The 20,935-nt window shown below is 45.7% G+C and carries 16 protein-coding genes; 4 read left to right on the top strand and 12 right to left on the bottom strand.

Translation table 11 applies throughout. From position 1 onward, the window contains the following. Nucleotides 1–37: 37 nt before the first annotated feature. From WD077_15695 to mazG, 10 genes are all read right to left on the bottom strand, one after another. Nucleotides 38–1,345, bottom strand: coding sequence for an aspartate aminotransferase family protein (locus WD077_15695; protein MEX0968675.1), 1,308 nt, complete (start codon nt 1,343–1,345; stop codon nt 38–40). Between the two features lie 250 nt (nt 1,346–1,595). After that, nucleotides 1,596–2,228: a deoxynucleoside kinase gene (locus WD077_15690; protein MEX0968674.1), complete on the bottom strand. Its 633-nt coding sequence runs from the start codon at nt 2,226–2,228 to the stop codon at nt 1,596–1,598. A 3-nt stretch (nt 2,229–2,231) separates the two neighbouring features. Further along, a complete protein-coding gene (folK, locus tag WD077_15685; protein ID MEX0968673.1) occupies nt 2,232–2,717 on the bottom strand; it encodes a 2-amino-4-hydroxy-6-hydroxymethyldihydropteridine diphosphokinase in 486 nt (161 codons plus the stop codon). After that, nucleotides 2,717–4,081, bottom strand: coding sequence for an NAD-dependent succinate-semialdehyde dehydrogenase (locus tag WD077_15680; GenBank protein MEX0968672.1), 1,365 nt, complete (start codon nt 4,079–4,081; stop codon nt 2,717–2,719). Before WD077_15680 ends, folK begins: the two co-directional genes overlap by 1 nt. A 210-nt stretch (nt 4,082–4,291) precedes the next feature. Then, a complete protein-coding gene (locus WD077_15675; GenBank protein ID MEX0968671.1) occupies nt 4,292–5,377 on the bottom strand; it encodes a hypothetical protein in 1,086 nt (361 codons plus the stop codon). Nucleotides 5,378–5,432: 55 nt separating this feature from the next. Beyond that, a complete protein-coding gene (locus WD077_15670; GenBank protein ID MEX0968670.1) occupies nt 5,433–6,014 on the bottom strand; it encodes a hypothetical protein in 582 nt (193 codons plus the stop codon). 439 nt (nt 6,015–6,453) lie between these two features. Beyond that, complete coding sequence (locus tag WD077_15665) at nt 6,454–12,279, bottom strand: gliding motility-associated C-terminal domain-containing protein (protein MEX0968669.1); 5,826 nt, start codon at nt 12,277–12,279, stop codon at nt 6,454–6,456. Between the two features lie 283 nt (nt 12,280–12,562). After that, nucleotides 12,563–12,784 (bottom strand): DUF433 domain-containing protein, encoded by a 222-nt coding sequence (locus tag WD077_15660; GenBank protein MEX0968668.1) that lies wholly within the window; start codon nt 12,782–12,784, stop codon nt 12,563–12,565. Between the two features lie 245 nt (nt 12,785–13,029). After that, on the bottom strand, nt 13,030–14,775 hold the full coding sequence (locus WD077_15655) for a gliding motility-associated C-terminal domain-containing protein (GenBank protein ID MEX0968667.1): 1,746 nt from the start codon (nt 14,773–14,775) through the stop codon (nt 13,030–13,032). A gap of 236 nt (nt 14,776–15,011) precedes the next feature. Continuing rightward, entirely contained in the window at nt 15,012–15,821 is an 810-nt protein-coding gene (gene mazG / locus WD077_15650) for a nucleoside triphosphate pyrophosphohydrolase (GenBank protein ID MEX0968666.1), read from the bottom strand. Between the two features lie 90 nt (nt 15,822–15,911). On the opposite strand from mazG, the gene WD077_15645 reads away from it, so the two are divergent. Next, a complete protein-coding gene (locus WD077_15645) occupies nt 15,912–16,115 on the top strand; it encodes a membrane or secreted protein (GenBank protein MEX0968665.1) in 204 nt (67 codons plus the stop codon). A gap of 166 nt (nt 16,116–16,281) precedes the next feature. Here the strand turns inward: WD077_15645 and WD077_15640 are convergent, their stop codons facing one another. Then, nucleotides 16,282–17,286: an FAD:protein FMN transferase gene (locus WD077_15640; GenBank protein ID MEX0968664.1), complete on the bottom strand. Its 1,005-nt coding sequence runs from the start codon at nt 17,284–17,286 to the stop codon at nt 16,282–16,284. Nucleotides 17,287–17,398: 112 nt separating this feature from the next. Continuing rightward, the gene (gene purQ / locus WD077_15635) at nt 17,399–18,091 is read right to left on the bottom strand and encodes a phosphoribosylformylglycinamidine synthase subunit PurQ (protein ID MEX0968663.1); all 693 of its coding nucleotides are present in this window, start codon (nt 18,089–18,091) and stop codon (nt 17,399–17,401) included. Nucleotides 18,092–18,153: 62 nt separating this feature from the next. Between purQ and WD077_15630 the strand changes: the two genes are divergently transcribed. The 3 genes from WD077_15630 to WD077_15620 all read left to right on the top strand — a co-directional run. Further along, a complete protein-coding gene (locus WD077_15630; protein ID MEX0968662.1) occupies nt 18,154–18,822 on the top strand; it encodes a thiamine diphosphokinase in 669 nt (222 codons plus the stop codon). A 41-nt stretch (nt 18,823–18,863) separates the two neighbouring features. Beyond that, nucleotides 18,864–19,826, top strand: coding sequence for an L-threonylcarbamoyladenylate synthase (locus WD077_15625; protein MEX0968661.1), 963 nt, complete (start codon nt 18,864–18,866; stop codon nt 19,824–19,826). Between the two features lie 202 nt (nt 19,827–20,028). Then, a partial coding sequence (locus WD077_15620; GenBank protein ID MEX0968660.1) for a C45 family peptidase occupies nt 20,029–20,935 on the top strand: 907 nt, incomplete at its 3' end.

The raw sequence follows: 20,935 nt of genomic DNA, 5'->3' as shown, positions 1-20,935 counted from the left end.
TTGGTAAATAAAATAATTATAAAACTAAAAGAGGACATCAGCCTAAAATTTTATCCAGTTCCTCTTCCACTATATCGAGTCCTTTATGGAGTTGTTCATCCGTTATTACCAAAGGACTCAATACCCGGATCACATTCTTATGCGTTCCTGCACTTATCAGGATCAGACCTCGTTCAGCACATGCCAGCAGAAGCTTGTAGCAGGTCTCATGGTCCGGCTTTCGTGGATCGCCATCTTTCACGAATTCCATCGCCATCATAGCACCCAAACCGCGCACATCGCCAATTTCAGGATGTTTGCGTTGCATCGGTTCAAATCGTTCACGTACAATTTCTCCCACTTCGGTTCCACGCTGGTTCAGGTCGTTGTCTTCCATCAGTTTCAGGGTAGCGAGCGCTGCGGCACATGAAACGGGATTGCCGATGTATGTGCCTCCGATAGTGCTTGGTTTGGCAGCATCCATTACCTCAGCCCTGCCCAGTACAGCGGCTATTGGCATCCCCGATCCCAGTGATTTGGCCCAGGTAGAAATATCAGGCATTACCCCGAAGTGCATATAAGACGCCCACTTGCCCGTACGGCAGAAACCTGTTTGTACTTCATCAAAAATGAGCATGATTCCATATTCATCGCAGAATTTCCGCAGTCCATGCAGGTAACCGGCCGGAGCTATGTTAAAGCCGCCTTCGCCCTGGACAATTTCCATAATAACGGCAGCCACATTGTTCGGGTCTACCATATTGCGCATGGATTCATGCATCCGCTTCAGCTCCTGATCCACGAATTTTTCTTCCGTCAGGCCGTTTCCGTAGCGGTAATAGTTTGGGAATGGCAGCCGGTAAACTTCAGGTGCAAAAGGCCCGCAGTCAAGCTTATAGTCCACTTTTGAAGTAAGCGTCATGGCCATCATGGTGCGGCCATGAAAAGCTCCGGTAAAGGAAATGATAGCCTGCCGGCCTGTTGCCTGTCGCGCAATTTTTATGGCATTCTCCACCGCCTCGGCTCCGGTACTCACCAGCATGGCTTTGGTATGATCGCCATGTGGCAGCAGTTGTGTAAGCTTTTCGCAGAGCGCTATGTAGGGTTCGTAGGTTACTACATTGAAACTGGTGTGAATGAATTTCTTAGCCTGCTCATAGATGGCTTCCACCACCGCGTCAGGAGAATGGCCGGCATTCACCACGCCAATGCCCCCGGCAAAGTCAATCAGTTCACGCCCGTCACTATCAATAATAATCGCTCCCTTCGCTGATGCAGCAGTAGCCGTATTAAACACGCCTACTCCATTGGCCACAACAGCCTTTCTTCTTTCAAGCAATTCTTCGCTTTTGGTTTTTGTTAACATGTTGTTAATCAAATTAATATATGAATAAAATTTAGATCCCGAAATTGACTTTACGATAAATGATATTTTAGCGGACTATTAAAAATCATTTAACTCAAAACCGTTAAAGGAAAAGCCTGTTTATGGGATCTTGCGCAAAGTTAAATTTATTCCCAGGTGGAAATTCGATGGTTTGAAAAATCCGTAAATGGCTTTGGAAGGAACCAGACGCTGAAGGGCAAATGCCTGATTTCTCTTGACGCTGCGTATTTTACAGCTTTATCCTGGTTATTCCTTCGGAGAAATCCTGCTGGAGTAACCCTTCTATTGCGTGGAAGTTTTTGCCATCCGCCACAAAATCTATTTCCGTGACGTCAGCAAGGATCACTTTGTGGTTGGGCAGGCTCTTGAGATAGTTGAGATAACTATGCTGCAGATCTTCCAGATACGAATCAGGTATGCCGGTCTCGAAATGGCGGCCGCGTTTGCGGATATTCTGCTGCAAGTTTTCTACGGTATTGTAAAGGTAGATGATGAGATCAGGGCGGGGAAGCTGGCCATGCAAGGACTCGAAAAGCTTTTTGAATAGCTGGTAATGATCGCCTGATAGATTGATCTGTGCAAATACCAGCGACTTGTCGAAGAGATAATCAGAGAAATGAATCTGGCCGAACAAATCCTTTCCCGGCAACATCACCTGTAATTGGCGGAATCGCTCAACCAGAAAGCTCACTTCCAGCGGAAAGGCATAACGCTCGCGGTTCTGATAGAATTTCTCAAGAAAAGTATTTTCCGAGAATTCCTCCAGGATGAGGGTCCCCTTCCTCTGCTCTGAAAGCCGTGTGGCAAGGCTCGTTTTTCCTGCACCTATGCATCCCTCAATGGCTATATAACTGTATTGCATCCTCTAAGGCTGATATATCTCAGCGGCTAATTTATCACGGCTTTCGTCAACAAGCTGGCTTACCGTTTTTTTCAGCACCGGATGGAGGTAGCCGGGCATCACTTCACGAAGCGGAACGAGGGTGAAATTACGCTCATGCAAATGAGGATGCGGGATAACGAGGTGCGCTTCGTTCAGCACAAGATCATCATAAAACAGAATATCAATATCAATGGAGCGCTCCCGCCAGCGCGTGGTCCGGCTGCGGCCCATCTGCTTTTCGATCAGCAGCAATTCCTTCATCAGTTCCTGCGGAGGCAAGGACGTTTCCACCACCAGCACCTGGTTGAGAAATGATGGCTGGTTGCGGTATCCCCAGGCGGCTGTTTCGTACACCGAAGATTGAAGAACAATTTGTCCTGCCTGCCTGGCAATGCGCTGTTCCGCCTGCCTGATATTCGCCATCCGGTCCCCTAAGTTGGTGCCGAGCAAGAGCGTGGCTTTACCCATCAGGCCACATATACTGTCTTGATATTCACAAACTCATGAATACCTACGTGCGAAAGTTCCCGTCCATAGCCGGATTCTTTGATGCCCCCAAAAGGCAGCCTCGGGTCAGACTTGGTCATGTCATTAATGAAAACGCTGCCGGAATTGAGGCGATGGCTCATCTTCAAAGCTTTCTCTATATCGCGGGTCCAGAGCGATCCACCGAGGCCATACTTATGATCGTTGGCAATGCGAATGGCCTCATCATCATCTGCCACTACAAAAACGATGGCGACCGGTCCAAATAGCTCATCTTCATAGGCCGGGCTGTCTTCCGGAATATCCGTGAGGATGGATGGCAAATAGTAAGCACCTTCCCGGTCAGCAGGTTTGCCGCCCAGCAGCACCTTCGCCCCTTTCCGTACGGATTCATTCACCTGCTTTTCCAGCTCTTCCATCAGATCTTTCCGGGCCATCGGACCTATCTCAGTGCTTTCATCCATGGGATCACCTATTTTCAGCGCTTCCATTTTTCTTTTGAATCCATCCAGAAACTTATCTGCAATGTCTTTATGCAGAATGAAACGCTTGGCCGCGATGCAGCTTTGGCCTGCATTCATTGTGCGGGCGTTTACTCCCGTGGCAATAGCTTTCTCAATGTCTGCATCTGCCAGCACAATGAAGGCATCGCTGCCACCCAATTCCAGCACATGCTTCTTGATATGCTCACCCGCTTTTGCTGCTATATGGCTTCCGGCTCTGTTGCTGCCAGTCAGGGTTACGCCCTGCACGTACTTGTTGGCAATGACCGTATCACTCTGTTCGTGAGAAATATAGAGGTTCTGGAAAACACCTTCCGGAAAACCTGCGGCTGTAAACATCTCCTCAAGGGCCCCGGCACATTGGGGAACATTCTCAGCATGTTTCAGCAGCGCAGTATTGCCAGCCATTAATGCCGGAGCCGCAAAACGGAATACCTGCCAGTAAGGAAAGTTCCAGGGCATCACGGCATAGATTACACCTAGCGGATCATATTGGATCATGCTCTTGCTGGCATTGGATTCCACCTCCTGCCGCGACAGGAATTTTTCTGCATTGTCAGCATAATACTTACAAACCAAAGCGCACTTATCCACTTCTGCCCGCGCCTGCTTTATGGGTTTTCCCATTTCCTCCACCATGATCCTGGCATAGTGCGTTGATTTTTCCTGCAGCAAGGCCGCCAGCTTTCTCATCAAGACGCTACGTTCATGGAAGCTGGTGTGTCGCCAACTTACATAAGCAACATGCGCTTTGTTTATCTTCTCCTTCAGCGCCTCGTCCGTGAGCCGGTCGTAGCTTTTTATTTCTTTAAAATTTGCTGGGTTGATTGATTTATAGGCCATTTGTGACGATATGTTTTATGTTAAAATTTTTAAACAATAACTGCTCTGTTACTAATGAAATAAAATTGAATTCCTTAGGTTTAAAAATTCGGGTTTTTTAGAAAGGCTGATCATTTTAAAAAAATACCTGGCGAGAAACAGACATCATGAAGGATCCGAAATTCCCACTGTCAGAGTTTTAGGATCAAACTTTTAAATGGTAATAAAATATTACTGGTAAGTACGGCCATTATAGTAAAAGCTGGCTTTTCGTTGCGAGGTGAGATAAACTACCACATCTCCATATACGTGGTATTCTGAGAATTGCGCAAAACCCATATCCTTCCGTTCGCCCCGGTAAATAATGCGCAGTCGACCATCATCACCAGCATAGGCCACATTTCTGTAGTCGGCAGCGATTTTAGCCGGTACTGCATTTTCCAGCGCCAGCCTATGGCCGTTGTAATACATTCTGAAAGTAGTAAGATCAGCAAAAAGCAGGACGCGGTCGGTTACCTCCACCCATGTTGGTGGTAGCGGGCTCAGGTCTTTAATTGAGCCATTATCAAATACCTTGAATTCTTCATTATCGGTAAGGTAGGCCACCAGTCCGTTTCCGGCCCAAACCTGCCGTGGGCGATAGTTGTCCAGCACCGTTATTTCACCTTTGTAAAATACTTTGAAGCTCAGGTCATATTCATCAAACCAAGCCACCACATCCGTTCCTGGAAAATATTCCTGCGGGCCGGATGAGGCCGAGAGCGTATGGATCTGACCACGGTAAAAAACCTTAAAAGCAGAGTTGGCATCCACAAAAGCCACGAGGTTACCGCCCGGCTCAAAATTCTTGACTGCGGCCAGGTCGGCCCGGTCATCAAGTCCATGGTCGCGGCCATTATAATATACCCTGAAGGAGAAGATGTTGCGGTCAAAATAAGTGATAAGACTGTCGGTTGCCACAGGGTCTCTTCCGTCCGTGGTAAGTAGTTTTTTCTCTCCTTTGTCAAATACATAGAATTGCTGCCGGAACTGGTAAAAAAGCAGGGCATCTGTAACGGTAAAGTCTCTTACAAAATCCTCGGCAAGCGTGGTGGTTTCGCCATCGTAGTATACTTTCAGGCGGCCTGTATTGTCGAGGTAACCGATGCTGTTGCCTCCCACCTGATACGACTGCACGGGCAGGTGCTCCAGAGAGATTTTGGTTCCTTTATTAAAGGCGATAAAATGATCGCGGTAATCCACGTAGGCGGCAAGATGCTGAGCGTGCAGGTGAGTGCAACAGGCAAGGGCAATGGTCAGCAGGATAAAAGGTCGCAAAAGCAAGTTAGAATTTAGGTTGGGCAAAAGTAAACGGAGAAATGGGATTCTTGTTTCAGGAGGGATTCCGGGTGGCAAGCCTGCGGTTCAGAATGGCCTCTACCTTATGAAAAAAAACGGAGGGGCTGAAAGTGCGCCACGGCATTTCGTCCAGTTCCCCACCAAAATTAAAATAATAGTCGAGGTTGCTTTCCCGCAACTCCTGAAGCACATGCGGCTGGAAATTGATGGCAGCGATCCAACCATCCTCAATGTCCTGAAACCATTCTTCGTAATAGTCATCACCATTGTAATGAAAGTTGAGAACGTTTTCGCCTAGCAGTATAAATTTATCAATGCCCTCTTCCAGCAGCAAATCAATGATCTCCCGCTTCAGCAGTTGCACATCAAACGAAATGCAGTCATTCCATTCCCCGATAAACTCAATGATAGCGTAACCTTGCTCATAGTTCACAAACAGCAGTTTCAGGTATAGCGTCTCAGAACCGAACTCATCCCATTGCGGATGAATAAGGTGATCATAAACGGCATTGGAGAAATATATCTCGCTGTACTCCTTTCTGAAGAATGGAGAATGCTCGTCCTCCTCAGCCGTATAAAGGTGTCGCCAATTAAAGTATGGCTCAATATCATGCATTGCTGGCGATATATTGTTTAAGTTCAAAAAAATTATGCTCCATGAATCACCTTTCTATTTGGTCAGATGTCGTGCCTGATTTTATCATGGCACAAATCTAATAACAATATATGGCAGGGAGGGTGTTTATCCGCAGCCGGGAGCGAGAGTATAAGGACAAAAAATAACGGCAAGTTGATTTTGTTATAATTTTATAATGTTATTTTAAATTAATAGCAGAAATACTTAAATGTTCTTATGAGGATTGGCAACGACATAATTCGTTTTCTGCGATGCTACCTATGGTTTTCACTCTTGACATTTTTTTATAAGATACATATCTTGACTTATTTATTTATTAAGAATTTTATCCTGTTCGTAGTATATATTTATCAAAATAATTAAAAGATTAATTCCTTCAATGTGCTACGTGAATATTAAGAATATTTTGGATTACTTTCTACCGCAGCACCTGAATCGTTCCCTTTAGGAGGTGGCGGTTGTCTTCATCATCTATCGCCTGGAGAATATACGGATAGGCGCCCTCCATTACCAGTTCCCCGCGATAGGTCCCGTCCCAATGGTGGGTTTCATCTCCTTCAAATAGCAGTTGGCCCCAGCGGTTGAAGATTTTGAGGTCATAGCTTTGGAAGCCGGTTCCTTGCGGAATGAATCGGTCGTTAAAGTTATCACTGTTTGGGCTGAAAGCATTTGGTAAATACAAATTGTAAGTAGGGAATATTGTGAGCGATTTTTCCGATGTATCGCTGCAACCGAAATTGGTCATCGCAATTAACCTAACCAAATGAGTTCCGGTATCCGAAATGGCGATGGTTGGCTCAATTTCATTATAGGTGCCAAATGAGGAAATCTCCCACGTATAGGAATTAGCTTCCGTACTTTGATTAATGAACCGGACGGTTTTATTATTCCAGGTTGGCCTTGATGGATCCCAACTAAAATTGGCAACCGGCAAGGGATATACTTCTATGGGATTTAGAAAATAACTGCGAGCGCAACCACCATCGCCTTTAGCTTCTAATTCAAATAAATAATTTCCATTGTTTAGGATAAGCGTGTATTCCTCTGTAACAAAAGAATCTGTGAGGGTTCCATTAAGTTTCAGCGAATACCGGTAATTCGTGGTGTTCTCTTTTGAAATATTAATTTCCAATTGCAAAGGCTCACATCCTGCGGTATCCGATTGCGTTATTGAAATTTGTGGCAACGGGTAAATTATAATGCTGTCTCTTGCTTCGGGGTTCGTGCAATTATCAGTGAGCACGGCAAAAACATTCAAAGTCCGGTCTGGGCTTAGGTTTATTGTATTCCCGGTTCCACGGGCATTTCCACTGTCATCAAACCAGTTTATCAGGTGTTGGTGTGGTTTTCCACCGGATGCATTAGCGCTTAACGTAATTTCAGGATCAGCGCAAGGTTTGTCTGCTGTAATGTCAAGCATCAGGGGTTCAGTAATTATGAATTGGAAACTATCCAGGGCAGCGGGAGTTGAGCAGTTGTCCTCTATAATTACCTCCAGGGTTTGTGTACCGGGGCTTCCGCCATTGCTCAGAAAATCATCAAAATTGAAATCAAACAGACTGTCCTGCGAAACCGGAGCGCCATTCAGATACCACTGGAAAAGGTAGTTGGAGGTATCTCCACCGGAAAATGCGGACCCGAAAATCCAATCATTGCCGTGACACAAGGTATCGGGAGTGGTGAGTTGTATATCCAACGGAGGCAGAATATCAATCAGGATATTTACCGAATCCTTCTCACCGGTGCAGCCATCATTCATTTCGAGGGTAACTATTACCGAACTTTTCCCTGCCTGTATGAGACTATCGTACAGCAGGTCAGAAAAGAGTGTGATGTCAGGGCTGGCGGAGTATGGCTGGCCATCCAGTTTCCAGGTGTAGGTATATGCCATTCCAATTCCGCCCATACCGGCAGATTGCAGCGTTAACGATTCGCCATAGCAGAGCACCGTATCGCCCAGCGTATTGCTCTGGTTCTGAATCATGGCCATCAACGGTGGGTTTACGCGCCAGGTAAAGGTAGCGGTATCAGCCTGGGGCATACAGCCGTCAGTTAGCACGGCCTGATACATTTTGCTTTCTACCTGCTTATCGTTCCCGCTGTGTTCGGCATCGAACATTAAGGTGAAGCCCGAATCCAGCAGTGTACCTGACTCATCAAACCATTGCACTTTGTAATCCATGCCCGAACCACCACTGGTGCTGGTCATGAAGTCAATAGAAGTGCCGTGGCAAAGCAGTGTGTCATCCGGTAGAACCGTCAGTTCCAGTGGCGAAAAATATTCTAAGTTGTGGATTGTGAGCACCGTGTCAGTGTTGCAGCCATCTTTCAGGCTCACGGCCAGTACTTCCCCATTGCTTTGCGGATTGGTCGAGGCAAAGAATGTCACCGTATCAGAAACCCGCTGTGGGTCGGTGCTAATGTCGGTCCAGTTCCCTTGCTTTTCATGGAACCAGTTGAACATATAATCCTGCTGCAAACCTCCGGTGGCCGTGGCTTTCAGAACAACAGGCTTTCCGGGACACACCAGCGTATCGCCAGTTATGGTAACCTCCAGCGGTGCCGGGATGTGCATCAAAACAGAATCGTAGACCGTGGTACAAATATCCCCGAACTGTAGTTTCAGGTTCAAGCTGAGCGGGCCGGTGCCTGAGGGGTTAAACTGACCGTAGAGATTATCGGCATTAAAAGTAGCGGTGTCATTGGTTTTCAGTAAAATACCCTCTACAAACCACTTGTAATCAATTCCTGTGTTGTCAGGAAAAGTATCGGCACTGTTCAAAAAGATCAGTTCCCTGCCGGGGCAAAAGATGGTATCGCTGAGGTTTACGCCCCCGGTTGCTATTTCAGCGGAAATTTGCTCGAATACCCGGATGGTAAAAGTGGATGAATCTTTTTCGGCCTGGCAATGGTCATCCAGCACCACCTTGTATTGCAGCATCTGCGTTACCGGGCCTGTTTTGAGGCTGTCGCCAACCTGGGCCGGGCTGTTTGGCAAAAGGTGCCATGTGTAATTATAATCGCCATTTCCATTGCTTCCTGTGGGGTGAACGGTCAATTCAGCACCACTGCAAACCGTGGTATCAGTAAAAGGCAAGCCCAGGCTCAACGGTAAATGTGAGCGTACCCGGATTTTCACTGTATCCGGTTGCTCGTTGCACCCATCATCAAGTAGGGCGAGAAATACCGTTCCACCAGTATCTCCGGCTGCAATGTTAAGCGATAGGGAATCCGAATAAGTTGTGGGATTGTGCGTTGCCAGCAGGTTGGTATCTGGTCCATCTATTTCAAAGTATGTCACTGCGTAAGCGGAAGAATCTCCACCATTGAGATTTACCTTGAAATAAAAAGGTGTATTGCGGCAAACAATCGTATCGCTGATTGCAGATGTGATTTCAACCTTGCCGGGTATTGTTACCAGAACCGAATCGGAAATGGAGAAGCAGGCATCGGTATAGTGTAGCCTGAGCCACTGCGACAAAGTGCCATTATTCGTGGCAAAAGCCTGATAAATTGAATCTGCATGAACCTGAAAACCGGAACCGGTTGATAGCAGAGAATCACCGGCAAACCATTGATACTGCAACATGACGTTATTTCCAGGGCTGTTGCGGTTTATTAAATTCAGGCTTTGGCCGGGGCAGAGAAGCGTATCATTAAAAGCAGCCGAAGCCGTTCCCAGTTGTATTTGCAGGGAATCAAAAAGATGGATGTCTACTTGTGCCGAATCATCTTCCATCATGCAGTTATCAGTAAAAGTAGCGGTGATGATCGTTGCGTGCTGCACGTTTGGCGCGGAGTAAACCAGGCTGTCAATCTGAATATAGGTGGCTGTGCTATGCCAGTTTACTTTATATGTGCTATTTCTACCTCCGGTTAATGCGGGAATTATCTGCACTGCTGCACCTTTGCATAGCGTGGTATCCAGCAACGGAAGCTCAATTTTCAGCGGCTCATAAGTCCTTACCCTGATGTAGGCTGTGTCCTCGTTCATCGAACAACTGTCATTCAGTACGGCCATATACACGGTTCCTGCAGTATCGCCTGAAGGGGCAGTTACGGAGAGCGTATCAAAGGTGCCGGTAGGGGTGGAATTCCTAGCGAGCACTGGCGAACTGCCACCGAGTTTGTACCAGCGGACATGATATCCAGCAGTATCACCCAGGCTCAGGTTTACCTTCAGCAATGTCGGTGTGTTGTTGCATACACTGGAATCTGTGAATTCGGATTCAATCTTCGGATCATCTCGCACCAAAATGCTTTTGAATGCGGTATCTGCCTCCCCGCAACCGGAGGTATCAGAAATTACAATACGGTATGTGGTAGTGGAATCAGGCCAAATCAGGGGCTGTCTCAGCGTACTATCATTCATCCGGTAGGCGGGGCTCCATTCCCATTGGGTTCCGCCATAGGTATTGAGCATAAAGGTATCGCCCCGGCAAATGGTCTCCGTGCCTCCGGGATCAGCATTGTCGCGAGAGTAGACCAACAGCCGCAGCGTATCAAGGCGGTAAAAACTCTGCACCTGCGGGATGGTGGAGCGGATGCGGATGCGGTATTTATCGCTGCTGGCTACCTGGAACAAGGGCAGAACACCCACAACCGTTCCGCTGTCTTTGCTTTTAATGCGCCCCAATTCGCGCTCGCCACCCGTAAAATTGCCAAATTCATCGCTTATCTCCGCCACAAAATAGTTGCTGTCTCCATAATTGCCGTGAATGGTATAGGGAACTTCGATGGTATCACCTGCGCAATAGGGGCCGCTGCTTACCTCTCCACGAAAAATGCCGTAATCGAAGGTTTTTCCGATGAAGCCGTCATAACTATGAGTTGAAGCTGCAGAATAATTACCAAACGTTATTGTATCGTTTAACCAGCTTCCTGAAAAATAGAGATTTGAAAAATCGTCTGTACCCATGGCAATAAATGGCTGTCGAGTAGTTCTGAAACCCCATAATATATTTCCAAGTTTATCAAATTTTAACTGCATACCGTCTGAGTATGGTGATGAGCTAGGTGAATATATCTGCCCGTCATACCCAATGGGGTAATTCCTTGCAGAATAAGACAGATAAACAAACTCACCTTCATATTGAGTGATAGACCCTTCGCGATTATGTGTACGAATCCCAAACGAATGGTATGTAGTATCTTCAATTTTAACCCAAACAAGATCTCCGTTTATTTTGTACCGGGCAAAATAACGATAAACCCCATTAACCGGTGTCTTTTTCCAGATATTTCCAAAAAGTACTGAATCTCCTTTGATTTCACCAGAAATGTAAACTGTATTACTATCATGTACTGCCACATCATGGATAGCACTTTGGTTTTCGGATGAGGTTATGTGAAACCAATTTTGGTCATTTCCGTTTTGGTCAAGTATAAAAACAGCCCCTGTAGATCTATGTGGGGGTGATATGGTAGAACCACCGAAGGTAAATGAATTATTATACCAATAACTTCCAACATATACATTCCCATGTAAATCAGCATCAATATCCGTAATTGAAAAATAATTGAGAAAAGGAAACACCCTTGCCCACTCATATTTTTTTCCTGAGCCTGAAAACTTTAATACCATAGGATAAGGGCCTCCTGAAGTTGTGCCGATTGTTTGAGTGCCACTTGTGTCATAGACTGTAGCAGGGGTACTATAATTTAATGATATGTATAGGTTGTCCTGATCATCACAAAATATTTTTCTGGCGCTACCACAGATATAAACACAACTGATATTGAATTGAGCCTGGACCAACACTCTCCCTTCCAGTAAATTTCCTGATGTATCGAATTCAGCAAGAAAGGTTACATATGAGCTTCCGGGAGTTCCCGGATGTGCAATTGTATCATTACCAATTATCACATCATAATTTGAAGCAAAAACAAAGAGAAAATTGCCGCTGCTGTTAAAGGCTGAACCTAATGGAAGTAAAGCCGGGCTTGTACCGCTACTGTGTCCAATATTCTCAGCAACTTTATACCATAGTACGTTGCCCGCTGAATCCTGTTTTAATATCAGCCCTCTATAGTAAATACCTGTTCTTGTAATATTGATGCTGTCGAAGGTGATCTGTTGAAAAAACTGGAATGAAGCATATTGGTTGCCTGCTGCATCTACAGATAAGGAAATAGGGCGTTGAATATGTTGCCCCTGGAAAAACTTCACCCAAGAAAAATCCTGGGCCGATGCAGGCAGGGCAAGCAGGAAGCAGCAGATGATAAATGAGAAGGAATACTTCATTCTATTGGTCATTAGAACCAGCAATTTACGACAATTACCTATACGGGATACGGAATAAAATGTTTATAATACACAAGACTGTCATTCCTCAATTTACATCAACATTCTCAAATTCCCTGGAGCTAAGGAACTCGTGAATGGCATCAAGATTCAGTAATCTTCGGCATTCAGCAGCCCAACAAATTTCAAATGAGTGATTTCAGGCACTGTGCAGGCTTGCTGGTAGCGAACTGTCCGAAAAGTAATATTCTGATCAAGTAAAAAGCTTCATCAACAGGCGTATCTAAGCAACCCTGATATTGTGCTCCCTGTCCGCTGCATAGGCAAGACAAGCGTTAATATCCTCTGCTGTCAGTTCAGGAAAATCCTCGATAATGTCCTCTTTCGTCATACCTTTTGAGAGCCATGCCAGCACATCGTAAACGGTTATTCTGGTGTCTCTCACACATGGTCTGCCGAAACGCTTAGCACGATTTATTTTTACCAGGTCTTTATATAATTTCATAGCAGTAAACTTATATTCTTCTCTTCTCCAAATATAGCAATATTGCTTCCCGAACAGTTCAACCTGTAGTCTAAACCGGTATTTTTAGGAATAACAAGATCCGATAGCGAAACGTAATGCGTCAGTCGCCAGACTACCCCTTTCCAATACACTTCGCTTTTGCCTCGTTCCAATAGGCAACCAGAATTTCTATTGGCAGCAGTCGAAAAACGGGGATTGAAATTCTACGTGAAAGGATTAAAAGGTTAGTCGGCTATGGAAATCGTACCTTTTCTTTCCACCTTTTCTCCAGCGGAATTTTTACCACTATAGAAATATAATAACACTCCCGACACCGGATTTCCCTTGTAATAGCCATCCCAGGGGCCTGTTCCTTCATACAGCTTCATTCCATTCCGATTATATATTTTAATATGCTCGTCCCGTACTCCGTTAGAATACCAGTAAAAGATGTCATTAATTCCATCGTTGTTTGGAGAAAAAGCATTAGGTATAAAAATCCTTTCATTGACGCTGATTTGAGATCTTTGATAAATCATAATCATATCTGGATTAATATGATTCTGGCCTATACCATACTTATAGTTTAAATAGAAGCCATTGCTTTCCTGTTCAAAAAAATGATCACTAAAAGTGTGGTTATATTTCCAAAACCATCCTTGAAATTCAGAGATGATGCTTACAGGCCTGAAATTTTGGTCAATTTCTAACAAATACCAATCATCAAGTTCCATATTTTGGCTTCGCAAGTAATTTTTTATTGGAGAATTAAGAGTATCCTTGTTTAAGGAACTATAGGCTACGATATAATTTTGATTATCCAAAATTCCGAGAAAGTTGATACGCTCAGTCATTGATGAGGCATCTATTTGCCTGATGTGATTATCCGCAGTTATTTCAACTATTGCATAAGGAGCTTCCTTTATACTGAGCGGATTATTATCAAACTTAACGGAGTTATACACATCCGGCCATCTTTTCCCTCCAGTCATATTAGATAATATCGAATCGTTCGAAGCAATAAAAGTTACACTATTCCTATTTGGATTCCAGAGATATGAAATTTCATAGTTGTTTAAGGTTGAAAAAATGTGAAACCAATTTATGTTACCATTGGAAATACTCAAAGAACCAATCACATATCTTATATCATAATTATGTTCAGGATCAACTAATAATGTATCATTCAGGTACACACCGCTACTGTCCGAACTCAGATTAACGATAAAATAAATTTGGCCGGAAACAGGCGATCCTATAAAACGTATGGAATGGTTTAAATCATATCCCGGAAAATGCACACCTTGATAATTATGAGAAAATATTTGTATCCAACGCAAATCCAGATCATTGGTGAAAGATGCAACAAAACTATTGTTGTAGAAGCTCCCTCCATTGGTGCCCTCGTACTCCTTTCCATTCAGTGTCATTTTCCTCACATATCCACCACAAAAAACAGGGCCTTCTAATGTCATTCTAAAATCATGAAAAACTAAGTTTCCGACTGGTTGTAAGTCCAGCAAAACCCCCTCCTGGGACAATTTCAAAAATGCCGTTGTAAATTCCGATGATTCAATGGATTGACCGAGTATTTGGATTTGACCCTGGAAAACAATTGCAGCATAGATATAACCATTAAAAACTTTTATGTCTGCTTTTTTAATGGTGTCAGCCCAACCTGCTATGTGCCATGCCATTTCTTTGCTTCCGATTTTATAACTGCTCAAAATGATACCATTCCTCTCTAATGTATTCAAAGAAATATGAGTACCCTTCAGGATTACTTCTGAAGTATCTGAAACAGCAATTTGATAGAGCGTATTTGCTTCAATGGCAAAGCCACCAATTCCCAAGTCAAACGCGTGGTTGTAATAATTAGGCGTGTTTTTCTTCAAACAATCAATGGCAAAAGTGTCAGTGGGGGCTAAGTGAGCTTGGCCGTATAAAAAGGCAGGCAAAAGTAGCAAGGCAGTATATAATAGAAGCTTCACTTACGAGAAAATTAGATTAACTCATTAAGACAAATCTATTTAAAGAAATTCATAATCCACTCTGTTTCTAAAAATTTTTCTGAGGAGATTACTGGAATTTTTTTGGGTTGGTATTCCTACCTTCTCGGCAACTTATTTCCAAATTAATCTACCTTGTCTGTCAAGGGCTGTGGCCTTATTCCATCTCAAACTGTCTACAAACGTTTAGAGTAACTCATCGCATACAGTCCATGACCTTAGCCCTTCCCAATCCCCTTCTCCTTCGCCTCATCCCAATAGGCGTCCATCTGTTCCAGCGTCATCTCCTGTAGCTTTTCGCCATTGCTGGTGGCGCGCTCTTCCAGGTAGTTGAAGCGGTCGAGGAACTTGCGGTTGGTACGCTCCAGCGCGTTGTCAGGATTTATTCCGAGAAAGCGGGCGTAATTGATGAGGCTGAACATCAGGTCCCCAAATTCTTCCTCCAGCGCCTGCGGGTCATTGGCTGCTTGTACCTGCTCCTCCAGTTCGTGGAATTCCTCCAGGGTTTTTGCATACGCCCCACTGCGGTCAGGCCAGTCGAAGCCGATGCCTTGCGCCTTTTCCTGTAGCCGCATCGCTTTCACCATAGAAGGGAGGGAGCGGGGCACGCCTGCCAGCACTGATTTCTGGCCCTCCTGCTGTTTTATCTGCTCCCAGTTGCTTTTCACCTGCTCCTCCGTTTCGACTTTCACATCACCATAAATATGGGGATGCCGTTTTACCAGCTTGTCAACCAAAGCATGGCAAACGTCTGCTATATCATACTTTCCTTCCTCCGAGGCAATGCGGGCATAGAAGACAATATGCAGTAGCACGTCTCCAAGCTCCTTTTTTATCTCCTCAGCGTTTCCGCCCATAATGGAATCAGCCAGTTCAAAAGTTTCCTCAATAGTGAGTGGCCTGAGCGTTTCCATGGTCTGCTTTTTATCCCAGGGGCACTGTTCCCGCAGCTCGTCCATGGTTTGCAGCAGGCGCTGGAAAGCTTCAAGTTTTTCTTTGGTAGAATGTAAATGGGGTGAAGAATTCATTTATTGATTTTAAATGGCGGACAATGCCACCCGTGGAATAGACTTTGTTCCCAGCAGGGCCGCAACTATCTTTGCACAAAGTTCCGAATTATGTGGGTAACCATCCTGATTTCAGCCGCTGTAATGGCACTTATCTTCGCGCTCATCGCCATTCGCATCATCGTTAAGAAAGACGGTGAATTTCGCGGTACATGCGCCACTAATAACCCAATGCTTCGCGCCCGCGGAGTTGATTGCCAGGTTTGCCACGGTGACGAAGAGGTTTGCGCCACTACCCGTCAGGCAAAGGCCTAAATTTCATTTTTCTTTTTTCAATTCCCTCACTTCCATGTCATTCCTGCGAAGGCAGGAATCTCCTACGCTGGGAGAGTGCCCTAAGCTGGGGTAAAGGTTCAGTACGCTGGCTGGGGATTCCGGACATTTCGTGAAAAACGAAATTCCGGAATGACAATGCTTTCCGCTACTCCAACATATCGAACTGATCCTTCAAATCCTCCGAAAGAAAAGTTTCCAGTGTTTTATCCTCATTCTCAAAAATCAAAAATACCTGCACTTCTTGTTGCCGTTCCGCGTATTGCAGTGCTTTTTCTTTTCCCATCACCATGAAAGCCGTTGCGTAAGCATCAGCCGTCATGCAGTCGGGTGCGATTACACTTGCACTCAGTAGATTGTGCTCCACAGACCAGCCCGTTTCAGGGTTGATGGTGTGGGAATAGCGCCTGCCGTCTTTCTCATAAAACTGCTGATAATTGCCGGAAGTAGCCAATGCCTGGTCTGCTAAACTGGCCACCGCTTCGCCAGCCGAGGTTTGGTCGGCCTTGTCTGCCGGTCTCAGAATTTTGATGGTCCACCATTGTCCGTGGCTGTTGCGTCCCCTCGCCATTACTTCGCCTCCTATTTCCACCATAAAATTGCTGATGCCGTTGCTTTCCAAATAAGCGGCAACGGCATCTACGCCATAACCTTTGGCAATGGCGCTAAAATCAAGCATTACCTCCGGTTGCAGTTTGATAGCGCTGTCACCTTTTATCTGGACCTTTTCATACCCCACAAAGGCCATCAGTGAATCAATCATGGCAGAATCCACATTGTCTTGTTTCTTAAAACCAAATCCCCAGGCATTGACCAGTGGGGCAACGGTAGGATCAAACGCGCCTCCTGTATTTGCGGCCACTTCAAGTGCTTTCGCAAAAACGGTCTTGAAATGCTGGTCCATCAAAATTCCCCGGCTGCTTTGATTAAACTGGCTGATAAGGGATGTCGGAATGTAGGTGGACATTGACTGGTTCACGACTTTCAGCACCGAATCAACGCCTGATTGCAGGTCGCGATTGAGCGAATCGCGGTAGGTTACGTGATACGTAGTGCCCATTGTTTCCCCCGCAATGGAGACGTACTTTGCTTCGGGCTGGCATCCCCAGAAGCACACACATAGAAGAAGAAAGAAGAGTTTCACGCTTTGCATTGTGCTGTTTTTAAATCAGGTTGCAAAGATCAAAACCTTTTGATTAGATTTTTTGGAACAGAAATGAAGTGAAAAGGAATCCGCAGTTCCCGTTCAAGCAAAGAGATGGCCTTTACTGCTTCACCAGGTTCAGCAACGATTCGAAGATCAGCCTGCCGTCCGTATTTCCCAGTGCTTCGTCAGCCGCGCGTTCCGGGTGGGGCATCATGCCGAATATATTCCGGCCCTTGTTGGTAATCCCGGCAATGTTATTCAGCGAGCCATTGCTGTTGCTCTTTTCGCTTATGGTTCCGGCTGCATCGCAGTAGCGGAAAACCACCTGGTCGTTATCTTCAATTTCCTTCAGCGAATCTTCTTTGGCGAAGAATCGGCCCTCAGCGTGGGCAATAGGAATGTTTAGCGGCCTTTCGGGATCCAGATTCCGAGTCAGCAGTGAATTTTTAGTGGCAGGCGCTATCCAGGTATTTTTGCAAATAAACTTCTGTTCCTTGTTTCGGAGCAGCACGCCCGGCAGCAGGTGTGCCTCGCACAGCACCTGAAAGCCATTGCATATCCCCATTACGTAGCCGCCCTTGTTGGCATACGCTATCACATTTTCCATAATAGGAGAGAACCGGGCTACCGCACCGCACCGCAAATAATCGCCATAAGAAAAGCCGCCAGGCAGAATGATGAATTCTGAACCCTGAAGATCATGGTCTTTGTGCCATAGCTCGGCTACTTCAAGTCCGAGAATATTGCGCAGCACATAAATAATATCATGGTCGCAATTGGAGCCGGGGAAAATAACTACACCAAATTTCATGGGGCAAAGGTATTCCATGTATCGAAATAAGGTGCTAACCTTGCGGCAAACGAAAAGCTGATATGTCATCACATCATGTTGTGCGCGACAACCAGGAATTTGCGCTGATAATAGCCGATGGCGAGCCTTGCGATATGGCGCTGATGGACGAGCTTTATGCATGGTCGCCTTATGTGGTGGTGCTGGATGGCGCCTACCCCAGCATCCAAGCCCTGAATTTGAATGCAGATGTTTGGTTGGGCGATTTTGACGCGATAGCACCTGATGGTGAGTTGCCAAAAGCTGATAACGTGGAGGTGGTCAGACGCTGGGATCAGAATAAAACGGACTTTGAGAAAGGCATTGAATATTGCATTGAAAAAGGATTTACCGATATTAAAATAATCTGGGCTACCGGCTGGCGTCCGGACCATACGCTTGCCAACATTACAAATCTGGTAAAGTATCGTCACCAGGCTACGCTCACCATTCTGGATAATTTTGCACGGATATATCCATTGCCCAATGCTTTTGAGAAATGGTATCCGAAAGGAAAAGTGCTTTCCCTGTTTCCGATTGGCGAGGCATCAGGTATTGTAACCCAGGGTTTGAAATATGAATTAAATAATGAAAATCTAAAACTGGCTGACAGGATTGGCTCCAGTAACGAGGCTGCAATGGATGGTTTTGTCAGGATTAGTTATAAAACCGGGGATTTAGTAATGATGGAAATTGTAGGCATAGATGGTTGAAAACTGTTATTTCAGTTAAACACAATTTGTTAAAAAAGGAGATGCAAACGGAAATAGGAACTGATCTAGAAAAGGTAGCAGAACTGCTACAGTGGGGGCAGATCGTGGCAATTCCTACGGAGTCGGTGTATGGCCTTGCCGCAAATGCGCTGGACCAGGAAGCGGTAATCAAGGTTTTTCAGGCTAAGGAGCGGCCATTCTTCGATCCGCTGATCATCCACACCCATTCCATCGAGAAAATGAAGAAATGGGTGACTGAGGTGCCGGAGGTAGCGCTAAAGCTTGCAAAGAAGTTTTCTCCCGGCCCCATCACCTTTGTTTTGCCAAAGAAAAAGGTGATCCCGAATTTGGTTACCAGCGGATTGCCTACAGTGGCCGTGCGCATACCCAACCACCCGCTTACCTTGGAACTGCTGCGAAAGCTTGATTATCCATTGGCAGCGCCCAGTGCCAATCTATTTGGCTACGTAAGCCCAACCTCGGTCGCGCATGTTCTGGATCAGCTTGGCGGAAAAATTCCTTATGTGCTGGATGGCGGCCCTTGCAAAGTAGGCATTGAATCCACCATTATCAGTTTCACAGACGAAAAACCTGTGGTGCTGCGTGTTGGGGGTATTTCAATTGAAGATATAGAAAAGATTGCTGGCAGCGTGGAAGTAAATCTGCATTCCTCCTCCAATCCTGCTGCGCCCGGCCAGTTAGATTCCCATTATAAACCGTGCAAGAAAGTGATCCTGGTGCCTGAAGGAGCAGAAGTAAATCAGGAGGAGCCGGGGAAGACGGGTGTAATTGCTTTTAGAAAAGAATGGGAAAGTGTGCCGAAAGCCAATCAGCAAATATTGTCGGCAAAAGGAAACCTGGCCGAAGCAGCAAGAAATATTTTCGCTGCACTCAGATTGCTGGACAGGGAGGGAATCGAAATTATGTATGCCGAAGAACTTCCGGAAGAGGGTTTGGGCCGTGCAATAAACGACCGCCTCAGGAGGGCAGCATCAAAAAGGTGAGCAACCAGCTTCAGAATGTTTGGGTTTAAAAAAATCCATGGGAAATGGTTTTCCTAACCCCTGATATTTTTTGTACTTATTCAATAAACTCTCCCCGGTTTTAATTGTATTATATCCCTTGTTTCCTTGACCCCAGGCATCAAGCGGAAATTTCTAAAAATCAAAGGCAGCCTGGATTTCACTCCCATTGTATAACCCTATTATGTTAGAACTTCATTTCAGATCCATATCAGAAACCAAGCCCGGAAAGAAATGGCTGCGGCTGTTTAATACTCATTGGCCGGCCTATAAAGCCTGGTTCCAGTCAAAAGGAGCAGATCATAAGCCTGACCTGGCTACTTCGCAGGCGGCACTACAGCAATATATGCCGGAGATGGTTGGGCTTTATGAACAATTGCTGGAGCTATCGGGAGGTGATGCACTTGCCGCACGGTTTCTTACGGGCTACCGGCCGCCTGCCTATATTACCGGTTGTTCACAGGCTGTATGGCTCAATCAGCCTCAGCTCGTCCGCAATTACGATTACCATCCCCACCTTAGCGAAGGAACGCTTCTTCACAGCGCATGGAGCGGCAAACAGGTTATTGCTACTGGCGACTGCCTTTGGGGTGTGGTGGACGGAATGAACGATGACGGACTGGTTGCATCACTCACATTTGGGGGACGTAAAGTGGTGGGCAACGGCTTCGGGATTCCCTTTATCCTGCGCTATGTGCTGGAGTTTTGTAGTGATGTACAAGAAGCCACGGAGGTGTTGCAACGAGTGCCCTCTCACATGGCCTACAACGTGATGGTGCTGGATAAAACCGGTGCGTATAAAATGATACAACTGGCTCCAGACAAAAAACCGGTAGTGACGGATGCAAAGGTTTCAACCAATCATCAGGGTGAAGTGGATTGGCCGGAACATGCGCAATTCTCACAAACATTGCTTCGTGAAAAACATCTGAAAGAGAGCCTTTCCAGGCAAGGGCAGGATGCCGAGGGCCTGGCTGGCGAATTTCTACAGCAGCCGCTCTTCAATACCCGGTATAATGATGGGTTCGGCACAATATATACCGCAGTGTACCGTCCGGCAGAGGGACGGATGGAGCTGCGATGGCAGGAAA

Source organism: Bacteroidia bacterium (genome assembly GCA_040880525.1).
Taxonomy (GTDB): domain Bacteria; phylum Bacteroidota; class Bacteroidia; order CAILMK01; family JBBDIG01; genus JBBDIG01.
The sequence above is the reverse complement of the archived record's forward strand: the minus strand, read 5'-3'. Positions and strand labels throughout refer to the sequence as shown.

Bases quoted from the DNA above. Each gene is read 5' to 3' on its own strand.
- WD077_15625 (MEX0968661.1), top strand. From the start codon at position 18,864: ATGCAAACGGAAATAGGAACTGATCTAGAAAAGGTAGCAGAACTGCTA.
- WD077_15645 (MEX0968665.1), top strand. From the start codon at position 15,912: ATGTGGGTAACCATCCTGATTTCAGCCGCTGTAATGGCACTTATCTTC.
- WD077_15665 (MEX0968669.1), bottom strand. From the start codon at position 12,279: ATGAAGTATTCCTTCTCATTTATCATCTGCTGCTTCCTGCTTGCCCTG.
- mazG (MEX0968666.1), bottom strand. From the start codon at position 15,821: ATGAATTCTTCACCCCATTTACATTCTACCAAAGAAAAACTTGAAGCT.
- purQ (MEX0968663.1), bottom strand. From the start codon at position 18,091: ATGAAATTTGGTGTAGTTATTTTCCCCGGCTCCAATTGCGACCATGAT.
- WD077_15695 (MEX0968675.1), bottom strand. From the start codon at position 1,345: ATGTTAACAAAAACCAAAAGCGAAGAATTGCTTGAAAGAAGAAAGGCT.
- WD077_15640 (MEX0968664.1), bottom strand. From the start codon at position 17,286: ATGCAAAGCGTGAAACTCTTCTTTCTTCTTCTATGTGTGTGCTTCTGG.
- WD077_15680 (MEX0968672.1), bottom strand. From the start codon at position 4,081: ATGGCCTATAAATCAATCAACCCAGCAAATTTTAAAGAAATAAAAAGC.
- WD077_15670 (MEX0968670.1), bottom strand. From the start codon at position 6,014: ATGCATGATATTGAGCCATACTTTAATTGGCGACACCTTTATACGGCT.
- WD077_15690 (MEX0968674.1), bottom strand. From the start codon at position 2,228: ATGCAATACAGTTATATAGCCATTGAGGGATGCATAGGTGCAGGAAAA.
- WD077_15630 (MEX0968662.1), top strand. From the start codon at position 18,154: ATGTCATCACATCATGTTGTGCGCGACAACCAGGAATTTGCGCTGATA.
- WD077_15660 (MEX0968668.1), bottom strand. From the start codon at position 12,784: ATGAAATTATATAAAGACCTGGTAAAAATAAATCGTGCTAAGCGTTTC.
- folK (MEX0968673.1), bottom strand. From the start codon at position 2,717: ATGGGTAAAGCCACGCTCTTGCTCGGCACCAACTTAGGGGACCGGATG.